11 protein-coding genes and 1 pseudogene are annotated in these 15,772 nt (G+C 60.4%); 5 read left to right on the top strand and 7 right to left on the bottom strand.

All coding sequences use genetic code 11. The features are described from left to right. Positions 1-92: 92 nt before the first annotated feature. From BUS42_RS46640 to BUS42_RS43040, 4 genes are all read right to left on the bottom strand, one after another. On the bottom strand, positions 93-506 hold the full coding sequence (locus BUS42_RS46640; protein WP_074310516.1) for a cysteine peptidase family C39 domain-containing protein: 414 nt from the start codon (positions 504-506) through the stop codon (positions 93-95). A gap of 319 nt (positions 507-825) precedes the next feature. Next, positions 826-1,365: a hypothetical protein gene (locus tag BUS42_RS24545; RefSeq protein ID WP_074310514.1), complete on the bottom strand. Its 540-nt coding sequence runs from the start codon at positions 1,363-1,365 to the stop codon at positions 826-828. Next, the gene (locus tag BUS42_RS43045) at positions 1,353-1,871 is read right to left on the bottom strand and encodes a hypothetical protein (protein WP_074310512.1); all 519 of its coding nucleotides are present in this window, start codon (positions 1,869-1,871) and stop codon (positions 1,353-1,355) included. Before BUS42_RS43045 ends, BUS42_RS24545 begins: the two co-directional genes overlap by 13 nt. A 212-nt stretch (positions 1,872-2,083) precedes the next feature. Next, entirely contained in the window at positions 2,084-3,145 is a 1,062-nt protein-coding gene (locus BUS42_RS43040) for a hypothetical protein (protein WP_143206462.1), read from the bottom strand. An 815-nt stretch (positions 3,146-3,960) separates the two neighbouring features. Here BUS42_RS43040 and BUS42_RS43825 point away from each other — a divergent pair. The 3 genes and pseudogenes from BUS42_RS43825 to BUS42_RS42085 form a co-directional block, all read left to right on the top strand. Further along, positions 3,961-5,157 carry a hypothetical protein gene (locus BUS42_RS43825; protein ID WP_074308007.1) on the top strand — a complete coding sequence of 399 codons (1,197 nt, stop codon included), beginning with the start codon at positions 3,961-3,963 and terminating at the stop codon, positions 5,155-5,157. After that, positions 5,154-5,669, top strand: coding sequence for a hypothetical protein (locus BUS42_RS24525; RefSeq protein WP_159452235.1), 516 nt, complete (start codon positions 5,154-5,156; stop codon positions 5,667-5,669). Before BUS42_RS43825 ends, BUS42_RS24525 begins: the two co-directional genes overlap by 4 nt. Positions 5,670-5,887: 218 nt before the next feature. Continuing rightward, positions 5,888-7,121: pseudogene (locus BUS42_RS42085) on the top strand (IS701 family transposase); the annotation flags it as partial. Positions 7,122-7,228: 107 nt separating this feature from the next. Here the strand turns inward: BUS42_RS42085 and BUS42_RS24515 are convergent. From BUS42_RS24515 to BUS42_RS24505, 3 genes are all read right to left on the bottom strand, one after another. Beyond that, positions 7,229-10,231, bottom strand: coding sequence for a PVC-type heme-binding CxxCH protein (locus tag BUS42_RS24515; RefSeq protein ID WP_074310508.1), 3,003 nt, complete (start codon positions 10,229-10,231; stop codon positions 7,229-7,231). Positions 10,232-10,872: 641 nt separating this feature from the next. Then, positions 10,873-12,192 carry a Gfo/Idh/MocA family protein gene (locus BUS42_RS24510; RefSeq protein ID WP_074310506.1) on the bottom strand — a complete coding sequence of 440 codons (1,320 nt, stop codon included), beginning with the start codon at positions 12,190-12,192 and terminating at the stop codon, positions 10,873-10,875. 412 nt (positions 12,193-12,604) lie between these two features. Continuing rightward, on the bottom strand, positions 12,605-12,877 hold the full coding sequence (locus BUS42_RS24505; RefSeq protein WP_074310504.1) for a hypothetical protein: 273 nt from the start codon (positions 12,875-12,877) through the stop codon (positions 12,605-12,607). Between the two features lie 556 nt (positions 12,878-13,433). Here BUS42_RS24505 and BUS42_RS24500 point away from each other — a divergent pair. Both BUS42_RS24500 and BUS42_RS24495 read left to right on the top strand, forming a co-directional pair. Next, the gene (locus BUS42_RS24500; RefSeq protein ID WP_074310502.1) at positions 13,434-14,219 is read left to right on the top strand and encodes a UDP-2,3-diacylglucosamine diphosphatase; all 786 of its coding nucleotides are present in this window, start codon (positions 13,434-13,436) and stop codon (positions 14,217-14,219) included. A 146-nt stretch (positions 14,220-14,365) separates the two neighbouring features. Beyond that, the gene (locus tag BUS42_RS24495) at positions 14,366-15,757 is read left to right on the top strand and encodes a Gfo/Idh/MocA family protein (RefSeq protein ID WP_074310500.1); all 1,392 of its coding nucleotides are present in this window, start codon (positions 14,366-14,368) and stop codon (positions 15,755-15,757) included. The last annotated feature ends 15 nt before the right edge of the window (positions 15,758-15,772 follow it).

The following is a 15,772-nucleotide window of genomic DNA, read 5'->3' as shown; positions in this document are numbered from 1 at the left end:
CTTTCTCGGACAACTGTTCTTCGGCAGCCAATGGCATTTTGGAGACCAACAACGCTTTCTTGGTCCAGAGTGCATCGAATACACAATTGGTATCATGGCGGATGATCCGGCCGATTTCGACGGATCGAGCACATAGACGCTAGTTGACGTAATATCGTACAGCAAACGAAATGACTAGTTTTAAGCAGTGCGATGCAAGCGAGTTCTTCACTTCTATTCTTAAGAGTCGATAGGTTAGTCTCAACAGCGGTAGCCTCAAGTCCTACCTTCTTCGCTGCTTCTTCGAGCTGCGCTATCGAGAAGCCCATCGTCTTCGACTCAGGTGGTCCGAGTATTCCGTCAAGAAGCTTGACCTTGTCGTCCTGTCCGCCAATGGCGATGAGTGCGATTTTCAGACAGTTCACTCCACAACTTTTGTCGTCGACACTTACTAGTTGACCCAACGAAATGGGAATATACCACAAAATCGCAAAAACAATCACAACCCTAGCACGCGATTGCAGCATTTTACTACTCCGATTTGAGGCAATAATATGGTCTATGCGTTTCGACGAACATCGACATTCTCAAATAAGCGTCATTCAAACAGTCAAACTCAACTATCTTGCGGATCGACTTACAGAAGTAGAGCGAACCCGCCAGCATCTCAACCACCGCTCGGTTGCAACAAATAAACGCCAATACATGCCCACAAGGCTGCCACGCAAGCTTTCATGTCATCACCTACGATGCCATATAGAAATTAAATCCATCGGATTACTTCCTAAACAAGCAAAACAATGTTTACATTTGTGAGATCCGCACTAGCCCGGTGCTGACGGAGGATTACCGAACGGCAGGGAAGGTCAACCACTCGTTGACCGACCAGATGTGTGTTGCAAACCCGGCCCCGCTATTGCAGGGCTTCGACGCTGCCAGCGACCATCCTCCCCACGCGAACGCAACGTCGCCCCCCCCCCAGCAAAAGTTGTCGCTGTATGGTGAGAAATAGATTATCGCCTCGTGAACACGCCAGTCATTCGAGAACCAATAGGTCTTCCTCGCCTTTCGTGCGTTGTGGTCCCGGCCTGTCGCGTGCTGACGCTTCACGAGCGCGGTGTTGATCGTCCGGCTGCACGTCGATGGCTCCAACGCCCGCTCTGCGACCTGCTGGCTCCCCAACACCACATTCCAATCGACCGTCACAACGCCGTTGTTCTCCCGTTCCTTGGGGACCGTGGCATACATCAAGCCAGGAGCCGGATGCCTCTCGTGCCGAAACGGACGTCGGCCGGGGCCGGCCGCCTGATCAACGGCTTCACTGAATATCGACTCGATTACCGTCTCGCAGACCGCATATTCGTCGCTCGTTATCAACGCGGGCATCCGATCACCAAGGCGGTCCTTGACCTCAGCGACGACATCTTCGACATTCTCCGTGCCCCGGGGACGACCGCCAGCACCAGCGTGTGCTTGGGGCCGAAGGCGACATGGTCCCACCAGCCTCCCTTGGGGTCATCGGCCGGATCGAGCTGGTTTGAGTTCTTCTGCTTCTTGGAGACGAAGGCCACTTCTCGTCGAACTCGACATCGCGAGCTTGACGGGGGAAAAGCCACGAGCTCGTCATGAGCGTCGCGGGCATGCTGGCCGGCGATGCGAGCCAGTCGACCGACGGTGTTGGGATCGACGCCGACGAGCCGCCCTGTGACGCGGATGCCACACCCCTCATCGCGGTGCTGAAAGACGGCGATGGCTTTCTCCTTGGGGTTATGGGCCTGAAACGGAGCCGTCCCCTTGCGCTCGGAGAAGCGAGCTTTGCAGGCGTTGCAGTAAAACAGTCGGATGTGACTCGGTTCGCCGTAGCGGGCGCAGACCGAGAGATTCCCATGCATTGCGCTGACCGTAAGTGGAGCAGCCGGAGTTTTGACAGCATAAGCGAGCGATGCCGTCCATCTGAAGCTTTGCTCCGGGCAATGGAAAACCGATGCGCTCAAGGAGCACAAGCTAGAAGCGACAACCACACAACTCCACATATCTATACAAATACGCTCATCAGTCCACAGTCACCACCACGGGACAAAGGCTTACGCATCGAGATTATTTATCAACTCGACGCAGAAAGAACTCGACGCAGAAAGCCCCGCTTCTTAAGCTCTTGAGCCATCACTGCGATTTTCTCCATTGGCATGCGCCCCTGGGTTGCGCTGTGCGCCTTTATCGGAAGCTTGTCGTCCTTCACTTTAACGTCCTTGGGCAGGTAGGACTGAAACTTTTGCTTGGGGGAATCCCGCTGTCCAGAGCGAGTTCCGATTACAAAATCCGTGTATTTTGCATCGTACACAGTACCTCTCTGGCCTGGCATCCCCGGAACCATTTCCTCAAAGTGGCAACCATCTAAAACAAATATTCCATCGGAACGTCTATTCCATTCGTAAGAGCCGATTAAAGCGGCCGTGTCAGGAGTCGCTGGCGAATAGTTAATCCTGGTCACATTGCCTCCGTGAGCGAGAGAAAACTCGATCTCGGCCGTCGATCGATCACGATCAGTTCGCAAGACAGTAATTTTATCACTAGTCAATGCCTTCACCTCAACATTTGACACTCCTGGCAATTTACTGGACATGCTGAGCATTTCTACCCATGGCCGGCCCCCGAGTGTATCCGGGGGACAACACCTAAACCAAGACTCCGAGGGGATCAGATTGAAGATCGGCGGAATGGATCCTTTTGCGGATCTCACAAATACCCTATTAAGTTTCGCATTGTAAGAAGACACTCGATCCTTGTCTTTAAGCATAAAAAAATATTTAGATGGTTCTGACTCTATCGGCCCCATGCCAATAATGCTTCCTTGCGGGTCGGTTGCTCGGAATTTCCAAAATATCTGCTCCTCATTCCACGTTACCTCCGCCTCTAAGTTTGCCCGCACTGGTTTCGATTCGCTCGCGCCGACCACAATGGCCACTCGGGCCACGAAGGACCCGATTTTGAATGTACTAAGATTCGTGGACTGTATATCTTTGAGCATTTCGAAAACCTCTGCTTTTTTACTCTCCTGGGAATATGCCTTGGAAAGAACGACGGGGCAGGGCATTACCAAGAGCGCAAGGGCCACAGTAACCCTACCGCTAGCAACTAGACCACAAAAACCGAGCTGTCGGGACATCGCGTTCTGGCTCCAGTCGACTAAACGTGATCCTGCTCTTTAACCGTAACCGGGGAGACCGAGCTGAGCTTGGAATGGCAAGTGGATGCCGAAGCCGTTACGCTGACAAACTAAGCATCCACTCACCCGCCAATTTTTTAGAGCATCCTCAACCGCAGGTGTCATCATTACAGTATGATGGCGCCCACGCAGTAACATACCCGAGCAACTCCTGCTTGCAGACTTGCGCCGTCGCATCCCATTTGCATTTATATTCATATTTGCACGGCACGCGATTCGGCGGCACTATTTCCGGAGTGTAACACGTAGCACCAGGCTGTGGAGACGTGCAAGTTTTGTTATTGTCACTTGATGGCACAAAATCCTCATAGTGTTTTGAACATACATTTTGATTAAAACCGGCACACACTTCCTCAACCACACAACTCGGGTCAGTCTGACAACATCGGTCTGCACTGTAGCCTGCGCCAAATAGAGCACGTTTCTCCTCCATATTGAGTGTTCTCCCAACTGCTGCCGATTCCTCCAACGATACGGTTACGAATGCGCCGCAAAGCGCGAAGACAAGCATCACTGGCACTAAGACTGATTTGGCTTTCATTTTGCCGCGCTCCTGAAAACAACACCTGTCCTTTTGAAGTCGCAGTTGAATAGTATGATTTCTTTCAGGCCAGCGTCAATTCAAAAATGGCTGATCGTCACAGTTTTTTTTTCAATGGTCCGGCAAGCAGCTAGAAACCCGTGGATTCTTGATGTAACGTGAGAGTTGGGACTCGGATGTCGATGGCTGGTTTCTAGTTACGGAGCTCGGCACGATGTCTTACCATTGGCCTGCGGACACGGATTTCGCCTTCTGGGAGCTCGATGTCCTGGACCGGAACTGTCCGGTTTGCGGACGGATGATGCACATCTGCGATCATCGCTATCGCCGTTTCCATACCTTGGACGGCCCAGTGCAACTCATCTGCAGGCTCAATCACTGTCCCGATCGTGCTTGTCCAGGACACGCCAAAACCAAGAGTCCCGAACTTGAACTCACCCTCGCTCTGCCTCTGATGGCCATCGGTTGGGACGTCCTCTGCTGGATCGGTCATCGACGCTGTTCACACCACATGCCGATTTCCTCGATCCAAGCCGAACTCCGGGACGACTACGGGATCAAGCTCTCCGACGATGCAATCGACCAGTACATCCACCGGTATCAGGTCATGCTTGCCGCGCGTCAGCAAGATGCTGGGGCACTTCACCTCCAATACGAAGCGGTGCCGGAACTGATTCTCAGCATCGACGGCCTCCAGCCCGAGAAGGGGCACGAGACCCTCTATGTTGTGCGCGAGTTGACCCAGAAACGCGTGTGGTTCGCCGAGCCGTTGCTCTCGGGAGCCGAGCCCGAGGTCCGTCGTCTGATCACCAAGGCCAAGGAGTGGGCCGAATCCTTGAGCACGCCCGTGGCGCTTTGGATGTCGGACAAGCAGGATGCGTTCGTCAAGGGGATCGCGGCGGAATTCCCCGGCGTGCCCCACCGCTACTGCGACAACCACTTCCTCCGCGACGTGGCCAAGCCCGTCCTGGAAGCCGACAGCCATACCAAGGTTCAGATGCGGAAGAAGGTGCGTGGCCTGCGGAAGATTGAGCAGGCCGTGCTCCAACGGTCCAAGGCCGAGACCAAGGCCGAGACCGAGACCGAGACCAAGGCCGAGACCGAGGCTCCGCATGCCACCAACAACAGCATGGCGTCCACGACGGCGGCGAACCTTGCTCCCGCCGTGGTCGATTCGGCCGGCTCCGTGGTGCTCAACTATTGCGCGGCGGTGCGTGGGATTCTCAATGACGATCAAGGGGGACCACAGCACCCGCCCGGCTTGCGGATGGCCGAGGCATTGGGCGAGGTCCAGGCGTCGATCCAACGAAACTTGGACGCGAAAAAAGGGGGTTCGCAGAGGAACAACTTGGGCGATTGTCGGGATGCATCCAGGCGGGCCTGGACGAAGTCAAAGAGCAGCAAGCGGTGATTCGAGAATACGTAGAAGTGATTAATGAGGTGGCTGCGACGCTGGAGCCGGGGACTGAGGATGTCACGGATCGGGAGGAGAAGTTCGAGGCCCTGATCGATCGATTCGAGGCGACCGAGGATCCGATCCGCCATGGCATGGCGACGGTGATGCTCAGCTTCTTGGCCGGCCTGTTCGTCGGCGAGGCGGAGTATGAAGCGATTCGGGATAATCTCGATTTGGAGCGTTGGTTTCGCTTGCTCAAAGGTCACGAGCGGCGGATTCACGGCCATCGCCACGCGGGGATTCGGCTGGTTCTGGAGGGACCGACGTTGGTGCATGCGTTGGACGCTCACGCGGCGCATCCCGATCCGTTCAGCTCGGACGACCTGCTGCCCTATCGGGACGCCCGGGAGCCGCGGTGCCAAACCGAGGCGTGGAACCGGCGCACGATCATGAGGAAGGCACGCTCCCAGAAGCAACGGCCGTTACTCCTGGCCGAGTTGGAGCGATATTATCAGGAAATACCGTAATTTTAGCTATTTCGCGGACCGTTGTTTTTTTTTTGGGGGGGGGGCTATAAAGACGCACCCGAGCGCAGATAGACCGTCAAGCATCGCAACTTCCTTGCTTAACACAACTTAGGGCTAGCATTTTAAAAACTGGCCTGCGGCGGCGTTAAAATAGGTAAATGAGGCTCGAATTTTCCCCCGTTTATTTTTGGCGCAGTTGGACTGCGGAGCATCTGAAGATGCCTGGCATCAACGAATTCCCCCAGCGGGCCGAAGCCGCCCTGGCCCAGTACGGCGACCTCTTCACCAATGAGTGCCAACGTCACCACTTCGCCAAGTACCTCACCGGCCTGTTCAGCGCCGACCGGAATACCGTTCTCGGCATCCATGCCGAGTTCGCCCAGACCACCGACTAGTCCTGTCTCAATCGCTTCCTGACCGCCGCCCCCTGGGATCCCGAGACGCTCAACGATCGTCGGCTTGACCAACTTCAGAAGGCTCCCTCCACCCGCTACAGCAATCAGGGGGTCATCCCCATTGACAATGCCCTCGTTGATCGTGACGGGCTGTTGATTCCCGACACCGGCTGGGTTTGGGACCATGCCGAGGAGCGGAAAAAGTTCGCCCAGGACGACCTCTTCGCCAATTACGACTGCACCAGCGGCAAGCACTACCCCTGGAGTTCCGGCTCCTCCGCAAGCAAGTGATCTGCGAGGCCCTGAAGGAGCCGTTTCGCAACCATACCGCATTGTGCTGCGAGCTGATCGATTGGGTCTGTGACCGGGGAATCCTCGGCGACTTCGCCATGGACTGCTACTTCACCAGTGCCGAGGTCCTCAACCACATGGATGCGAAGCAGGTTCAGCTGGGACGGCCTCAGGGGTACGTGGGCGATCTGAAGACCAACCGCATACTGGAGTGGAAGGGCCGGATCCTCAAGGCGAACGAGTTGGCGGCGTCGATCCCGGCGGAGGACCGCAAAATGCTGTGGATCGGTGACTGTCGTCAGTGGTACTTCACGGTGACGGTGCGGATCCCCGAGGTGAACCACAAGGTGCGGATTGTCATCCTCTGGCACTACCGCGACGACGGGACGTGCTGCAAGATCCTGGTGAGGAATCGGATTACCTGGGAGGTGAGTCGGATTGTGAGAGTGTACCGACATCGCTGGACAGGCACGGAGACCTTCCATCGGGAGGCAAGCAACAACTCGGGTTGGGTGACTGTCAGTTGCGTGATGCCCAGAGCCAAAACCGGCCTATGTACCTGGTCATACTGGCGTACAGTCTGCTCATGGGCGAGTTGAGGCCGAGTCGCGCGAAGGAGGGGGCACTCCATCGACTGATGACCATCGGCGACGCCTGTCGGGCCATGACGAGGGAAGCCCTGCGGACGACGCTCTCATGGGCGATCGAGCAAGTCACACGATTTGAGAAACTTCATGAACATATTGTGGTCCAGTTGGGGCTATCCAGACTTTGCAAAACACCAGATTCAACACAAAAACTCCCCCACGCGGGTGGTGAAAGCCACGTGGGGGAGTCATCAAGAAATCAGGTTTTCCTCGGACGACCGAGGGCTTACTTCGCGGGGGTGGCCGCCGGTGCGGGCCCGCTGTTGATGGAACGCAGGTAGGAGATCAGGTCGGCCAGAGCCTGAGGATCAAGGCCCTGTTCCAACCCTTCGGGCATCAGGGAGAGGCCCGTCGAGGCGATCTCTTCGATCTGCTTCCGGGTCACGACGTCGAGTGCCCCTTCGGCCCGTTTCAGGGTGACCGCGCCGGCGGTCTCCTCGGCGATCAGGCCGGAGAGCGAACGCCCGTCCACCGTGATCACAACATAGTTGAGATAGTTCGGCGCAACCTCGCGGTTGGGGTCGAGGATGTGGATAATCAAGTCTTCAGGAGTCCGGCCCGTCACGGTGGCCAGGTCGGGGCCGACCTGGGCGCCGGCACCCTCGGCCCGGTGGCAGGTGGCGCAGACCTTGGTGAAGACGGTCTTCCCCTTGGTCGGCTCGCCCGTCAGTTCCAAAGCCTTGCGATACTGGGCGATGACCGCGTTACGGTCGGGCCGCGCCTCTTTGGAGAGGAGCGTCTCGGCCCGGGCCCGGATCGTGCGATCTGGGATCACGAGCAGGCCCTTGCGACGGGCGGGGTCAAGCTCGGCGGCCGCGATCGTCTTGGACTCGATCCCGTCGAGCAGGGCGGTGAGCCGTTCACGACGGGTGAAGAGGGCCTCGGCGGCTTCGCGACGGACGGCAGGGCCCATCGCCTTCCAGTGCGCGACGATCGCCGGGCCCACCCGCGGATCCGGGTGCGCTGCCAACGCCTGGATGGCCGCGAGCTGGACCGTGCCAGGCTGCCGGGCGTCGAGCAGGTCGGGCAAGACTTTCAAGGCGTCGTCGGCCGAGCCGAGGGCGAGCAGGCCAATCGCGTCGACGCGGGCCTCAGGCGCTCCCTCGCCCGCCGCGACTTGCCCGGCCTTGGCGAACAGCGGCGCGACTTTGGCGGCGGCCGGACCGCTCAGGACGTCGCGGAGCGATCCCCCCGAGCGCTGAAGGCCACGCCCCAGGCCGAGCACCGCCACGCGCGCCAGCCCGGGATCGGACTGCCCGCCCGCGAACCGGTCGAGAAAGGCCCGGACGTCGTCAGGCCGATTCTCGGTGCCGATCAACATCGCGAGCTCGCCCAGCCAGTCCCGCCCTTCGGAGGATTCAAAGAAGCCCGGCTTGGCCGCAAGCGCCTCGATCAAGGCGCCGGTCCGCCCGCCGATCGAGCTCAACACGGCCGTCCGGGTCCAGCGATCCGAAGCATCGTTAGCGGCGATCGACGCCAACGCCTTGGTTGCCGCCGGATCCGCGACGTCACCCAGTGACAGGGCCACTTGAAACCGGACCGTCGGATCCGGGTCGGCGGCCAGGCCCAGCAAGGCCTCCCGCACCGAGGCGCTCGCGTTGGCCCTCGGCCCGGCCAGCTTGGCCGCTTGTTCGCGAACCCCCGGCTCGGCATCGGCCAGGGCGGTCACGATCAGGTCGTCGTCCAGTCCTTCCAGGACCGAGAGGGTCCACAACGCATGGGCACGCGCCAGGGCGTTGGGCCGGGAACGGGCCAGATCCTTCAAGGGGGCGATCGCCGACTTGTCGCCATGTTCAATCAAGAGGCGTTGGGCGGTATCGCGCCACCAGGCGTCGGGATCAGCCAGGTGTTGAACCAGCTCGACGGTCGAGGCTTTGTTCAAGGCCGGCTTGGCGCGCCGTTTGAAGCCATCGGGAAGCAGCTCGTAGAGCCGGCCGCGGTCACGTCCGCTGGTGAGGTCGAGGTGCTTCTTGATCGGTTCCGGGATCGAGATCGGGTGCTCGATGGTCTCGCGGTACATGTCGAGAATCATCAAGGTGCCGTAGGGCGTGTTGGCGAAGTTCACCGGGCGGAACCAGTTATCCGTCGAAGCCAGGAACTCGACCCCCTCGTCGGCACGCTTGGCCTGGAGGATCGCCCCGTGCTTGGTGATGATCTTACGATGCACGAGGTTGCCGCCCACATCACCGACGAATGCGTTGTTGCGATATTCGGGTCCGTAGGCGGTCCCCCGATAGATCGTGACACCGGTGGCCGAGGTGAAGAAGCCGGCCGCGTACAGCTCCGACGGACTGGCCTTGGCGACGAATTTCGGGTCGGCCACGCGCTGCCGGGTCCGGACGACGCGCCAAGGTTCCGGCGGGCTGAGCCGGAAGACCGGCCCCGCTCCCCCTTCGACGGCGATGTCGGTGGTTACGGTCGTCGCGGTCAAGGCCGGATTCCGCTCCAGGTCGCGAGCCGGCAGGACCACCTGGCGGATGTGGTTGCTGTTGCTGCAGACGAACCGGTGGCCCCAGTCGTCGACGGCGTGGCCGAACTGGCCGCCGCCGGAGATCGCCTCGAAAGCCGAGCCGTCGGGCTTGAACCGGAAGTCGCGTCCGCGCACCGAAACCGGCTTGAGGCCGGGCTGCGACGGATTCACAATGTCCCCGCCGTTCGTACCCGCCGCGCCGTAGATCCAGCCGTCGTTGCCCCAGAGCAGGCCATTGAGCAAGCCTTGCACATTCTTGTTGTCGAAACCCGTGAACACAACCCGGCGGATATCGGCCTTGCCGTCGCCGTCGGTATCCTTGGCGTAGATGATGTCGGGCACGGAGGTGATGAACACACCGCCGTCATAAGGCACAATCCCGGTCGGCCACGAAAGTTCCTTGAGGAACTCGTGACGCTTCTCGAACGTCCCGTCACCGTCCGCGTCTTCCAGCAGGCTGATCCCCCCCGTGGGGACGGGTTCGGCAAACGGGTAGCCGCGCATCTCGACGGCGTAGAGCCGGCCATCGGCGTCGTAGCAGACGGCGACCGGGCTGTGGACGACCGGCTCGACGGCCGCTTGCTTAAGCGTAAAGCCCGCGTGGAGCTTGAACGTGCTCAGCGCATCGGCCGGCTCGTGGGCCGGGATTCGGGGCAGTTCTTTGGCGAGGTCGTCCTCCTGTCCCCAGCCCACGGTCAGGCAGAGGGCCACCGCGGCTGCGACAGCCAGGGCATGCTTCAGCGAGGCAGTAAGTCGCATGGCAAGCGATTCCTGAGACTAATGAAGAGGCCAAATCTAAAAAACAAATGGCATCCGTGCGAACTCGGCCGCATCCGCGAACCCAGGCGGTCAGCCGCGGCACTTTCGCGAAAGGTGAGGAGCGTGCAGGGTTCCGCCGCGCGGTTCATCGAGCGACAACGCGCCGGAGCGTTCGATCCTGGGGCCGACAGCCAACCGCCGGGGAGGACGTTCAGGATCGGGCCGCGAGCATTGTAACTCAAAACCGGCGAAATCGGTAACCACCTCGCGAGTGCTCCCGACGCCCCAGAGATTCCGCTCGCCCCAACGGCGAGCGAGGAACGCGAATTCCGTTGTCCTGGGAGATTCGCCTGGGAGTCCGCCCGAAGCAGGAATATCGTATTAGATTGGACCAAAAAGACAAGGTGCTCTCGTGAGGGTGGGCCAAAAAGACAGAGAGCCGATGCTCCCCGCTCACCTCAGAGTTTTCGCTTGCCTCAAAGCGGAGGAGTGGGCCGGAAGACAGAGAGCGAACGACGATCCAGGCCGGTGCCCATCGCCGGATTGGCCCAGCGTTAAACCCGGCGGTTCCGATCGAGCCATTCGCCATCGTCGCTGAGGATGATGGAGGCTCGGTTGCAAAAAAAAGGATGGCGAGAAGTTCAGACTCCCCGAGGCAGGGCCCAGTGCCCGTCGCGATAGGAGCGGCGGAGCAATCGGGCGGCCTCGTCGTCGCCGACGATCTGTTCGGAGCCCGGGTCGACGTGGAGGGTCCGGCCGACCCGGGTCGAAATATTACCCAGGTGACAGAGCGCCGCCGAGAGGAAGCCGGCGCCAATCTCGGCGGAGGGACGCCGCCCCTCGCGAATCGCGTTCACGAAGTCCTGCGCGTGACCGGACTGCTTCGCCGCCGCGGCTTCGATCGGCCGGGGCTTGCCCTTCCGATCGAACACCCTCATGGTCCCGTTCTTGCTCAGGAGCATCCAGCCGTCGGTACCATAGAAAATGTTGCCATTTTCAAACCCTTCCGGCTGATAGGTGGACCAGATCCGCATCTCGAAGACGAGTTGGCGGCGATGGCCCGGCTTGCCGTCTCCCGGGTACTCGAAGAGCACGTACTGGGTGTCGGGGAACTGCTGGTCGTCGTCGAAGACGTACTTGCCCCCGACCGAGGCGACCGTCGAAGGATGGGTCTCGACGCCGAGGCCCCAGCGGGCGATATCGAGTTCGTGGACACCGTCGTTGCCCATGTCGCCGGTGCCGAAGTCGTACCACCAGTGCCAGGTGTAGTGGTGCCGGTTCGCCTGGTAAGGGACGAACGGGGCAGGGCCGACCCAGAGGTCGTAGTCAAGGTGAGGAGGGGGCGTGCCGGGCGAACCGTGGCCGATATCGGCCCTGCGCTGAACGTTGATCGCCTTGGCGACCATCACGTCACCGATCAGGCCGTCGTGCAACAGCTTGATCGCGTGCGCGACGAAGCCGTTGCTCCGGCTCTGGGTGCCGTGCTGGACGACCCGGCCGCTCCGCTTGGCGGCCTCAACCAGCAACTGGCCTTCGCGAAAGTTGTGGCAGCATGGCTTCTCGACGTAAACATGCTTTCCCGCGTCGCATGCCAGAATAGCCGCGGGAGCATGCCAGTGATCGGGGGTCGCCACGATGACCGCATCGACCGCTTTGTCGTCGAGCACGCGACGGAAGTCATCCACCACCTTGGGCCCGGATTGCCCCACGAGCTTGGCGCCCGCACTCGCCGCCCCCGCGCGGAGGCGGTCGGGATCGCAGATGTAGGCGACCTCGACCCCGTTCAACGCGGCGAATTCTTTGAGCAGCCCCAATCCTCGGCCGCCGCAGCCGATGAGCCCGACTTTCAACGACGCGTCCGAGTTGGCAGCCGATGCCGACGCCGCCCCGGCCCATTCGACCGCCGCGGCCCCGACGAGCCCGGCTCCCCCCTGCCTGAGGAACGTCCTTCGATTCGACATCTCGGCCCCCGGTCTCTCGATCGAAACGTGGTGCTCTTGGACGCGACCGCCTGATTGTAACGGGCCGATTCCCGTGAGAGAAGCAAGCCCCGCCCCGACGAGTCCCGTCCCATCCTAATCCCAGGCCGAGAACAGCCTCGCCCCCACCCGAGCGCAACGCCCGCTCCGAGACCTCGCGAGCCTGTCTCATTAAAAAAAAACGGCGGGGCCGAGGCCGACACGCCCCAATGCAGGTCATCGGCGCACGCCAATGACGTGAACCCCGCGAGCAGAGCTCCCACCTCGACAAATTCATCAATAAGCAAGATTACGAAGCGAAATGGTAGGCGTTCGAGAGCGAAAGGGACATCAACGGCCCGGCTTCAGGATGGCTTTCGGTGCAGATAGGCTGGATTATAAAATCCGACTGAAATCAATATTGATCGCGTCGACTGCCATCGTCGAAAGGTTGAGCGGTTCGTACGAGCGAGCGAGCACTCTCGACCTCATTCTGACGAACGCTTACCTGATGCGCTTCGAGACAAGCGATAAAACCTTTGAGAAAACGACGCTTTCCCGGCAGAAAGAGGAGCGTTTTCCAACGCCGTTTCCCTCTCCGGGCTCTCTCCAGCCAATAATCCACAAGCTGAGGCGACTGGTGAATCAAGTGCTTGGCCTGGCGAATTCCGTCGTTGAACGGTGTCATCGCGCAATCCCTTCGTTGAGTGCGCAATCGAAATCATCACCCTGAATGTGCCCTGCTCCGAGGGCGGCCCGAGTCTAGCCCTGGCTCTTACCAAAATCAATATCACCCCGGATTTTCATAGTTTCTTTACTGTTCCAAATGTCTTGATTGCGCTACTTTATCTCGACAGAATGAGGTGTCTGAGCATCACGTTCGAGCGATTTTCGCGCCCGTGGATCACAGTCCCGGCCCCGGGCGAGCCCCGCACCACAGCCTCTCCGACGGCCAAGCCGCCTTTTCGACACCACGCTTCGCCAATTAAAACCCGACCACTTCGAGGTCGATCGCTCAGGCTTGCTGAACCTCGGCGGCTCACGGTTCGGAGAATCAAACATTCACAATTTCTTCATGAGCCGAAATATCATTTCTTCGCGACCTCTGAGGGAAACTTGTTCGAGATCGGGGCGACCGCCGGTCCTTGAACTCGGGTGGGGTGATCCGCGCCTCGGCTTGGTAGAATGACAACGGTCCGGCTCGAGGGCCGCGGTGGTCACCCGATTCGTATGGGCCTGTCGACATGAATGAGCTTCAGTCCGATGAACCGGTCAAGGCGGAGCCTCTCTACGACTGTCTCGTCATCAGCGACCTGCATCTCGGCAGCGACGTCTGCCAGGCGAAACTCCTCGAGGAGTTCCTCGAGTGGGGGGTCCAGCACACCCGTGAGCTGGTCATCAACGGCGATATCTTCGATGACCTCAACTTCACGCGACTGACCAAGCGTCATTTCGCCTGTTTGAAGATCATCCGCCGGAACTCCGACCGCGACGACTTCCGCCTCGTCTGGGTCCGGGGCAACCATGATGGTCCCGCCGATATCGTGAGCCACATCGTCGGGGTCGAGATCCTCGACGAGTACGTCTTCCGGAGCAGCCAGGTCGAGCTCCTGATCCTCCACGGCGACCAGTTCGACACGTTCGTGACCAACTACGTCGTGCTGACCGACCTGGCTTGCGGCCTCTTCTACTACATTCAAAAGTGGATGCCCCATCGCGCCTCGCGGTGGATCCGGCGCATCTCCAAGCGCTGGCAGCGCAACGGCCCGCGGGTCGAGAGCGGAGCGGTCGACTATGCGCGAAGCCGGGGATACCGGTTCGTCACCTGCGGACACACCCACCTCCCGACCCTGTCCGAGCTGAACGGCGTTCACTACATCAACAGCGGAACCTGGACCGAGCAAGCGCCTTGCCCGTTCGTCGCGGTCCAAGGAAACGAGGTTCGACTCGAATGGTGGCCCCGGACGGTCGATAATGCGTTGGGTTCCGAGCCGGCCGCCGTGACTCCCTCGGAGCAAGACTCCGCCTGATCACGATTTCCATGGCGTGCGGAAAGCCTCCACTCCCTTTGCTTTCAAACGGCCATCGAAAAGAATAGAGCGGGGCTGCGCCGAAGCGCCCCGCTCGCCACGATTTTTCCACGCATCCCTCCTTCAAGCCAAAGACGAGTTCCCTGATGACTCCAACCCGACGCGACTTCTTGAAAGCCTCGGCGGCCGTGGCTGCCGGGTTCACGATCGTTCCGCCCCATGTGCTTGGGGGGCCGAAACATGTCGCGCCCAGCGACCAGGTGAATATTGCGTTGATCGGAGCCGGCGGACAGGGACGGAGTAATCTCCACGAACTGTTCAAGCTGCCCGACGCTCACTTGATCGCAGTGGCCGATCCCGCCACCCAGTGGGACCTGAAAGACTTCTATTACAAAGGGCTCGCCGGGCGCGAGCCGATTCGGGCGGAGATCGACGCCCACAACGAGAGCAAAGGGCACAAGGGCCGTTGCGCGGAGTATGAAGACTTCCGGACGATGCTCGAGAAAGAAAAAGACATCGACGCCGTGCTCTGCGCCACCCCCGACCACCTTCACGCCTATGTCTCGCTGCAAGCGATGAGGGCGGGCAAGCACGTCTATTGCGAGAAGCCGCTCACGCATAACATCGCGGAAGCGCGGCGGGTGGCCGCCGTGGCGGAAGAGACGAAAGTGGCCACCCAGTTGGGCAATCAGGGGCACTCGACCAACGGGATGCGCGAGACCGTCGAGTGGGTTCAAGGGGGCGCGATCGGCCCGGTGCGGCACGTCCACGCCTGGGTCGGCACCAGTCGCTGGAACCCGACCCTCCAGGGCCGTCCTTCCGGTTCGCCCGTACCGTCCGGCTTGAACTGGGACCTCTGGCTCGGCCCTCGTGAGGCCCGTCCGTTCGACCGCGCCTACGCACCGGTCGCCTGGCGCGACTTCTGGGCGTTCGGCAGCAGTGCGCTGGGCGACTTCGGCTGTCACGACCTCGACGCCGCAACCTGGGCCCTCGACCTGAAGGAACCGCTCCGGATCGAGGCGTCGAACGCCGGCGCGATGAACGCCGACATCGCCCCGTACGGCTCACTCGTGACCTACCACTTCGGCGCGCGCGGCGACAATCCGCCGGTCGTCCTCCACTGGTATGACGGCGGCCTCAAACCCCCGATCCCCGACGCACTTGCGCCGGAAACCGTGTTGCCCGGACGGGGCGTGATGTTCATTGGCGACAAGGGGGTCATCCTCTGCGGAGGGGCCGGGCAACCGCCGAAACTCTTGCCCGCCGCGCTCGACGCCGAGTTCGCCCGCCCCAAGCCGACGCTCACACGGTCGAACGGCCACCACCGCGACTGGCTCGACGCGATCAAAGGGGGACCGGCCGCCAGCTCGAATTTCTCCTACGGGGCCCGACTGACCGAGATCACCCTGCTCGGGGTCGCCGCGATTCGGACCGGCAAGACCATCGATTGGGACGCGGCCGCCATCAAGGCCCGAGGCCTTCCCGAGGCCGACGCCATTTTCCACGGGTCGTACCGTAAGGGCTGGGAACTCGGCTAAACCAAAAGTCACCGA

The sequence above is a fragment of the Singulisphaera sp. GP187 genome (assembly GCF_900129635.1).
Taxonomy (GTDB): Bacteria; Planctomycetota; Planctomycetia; order Isosphaerales; family Isosphaeraceae; genus Singulisphaera.
This window is presented reverse-complemented; position numbering and strand designations above follow the sequence as displayed.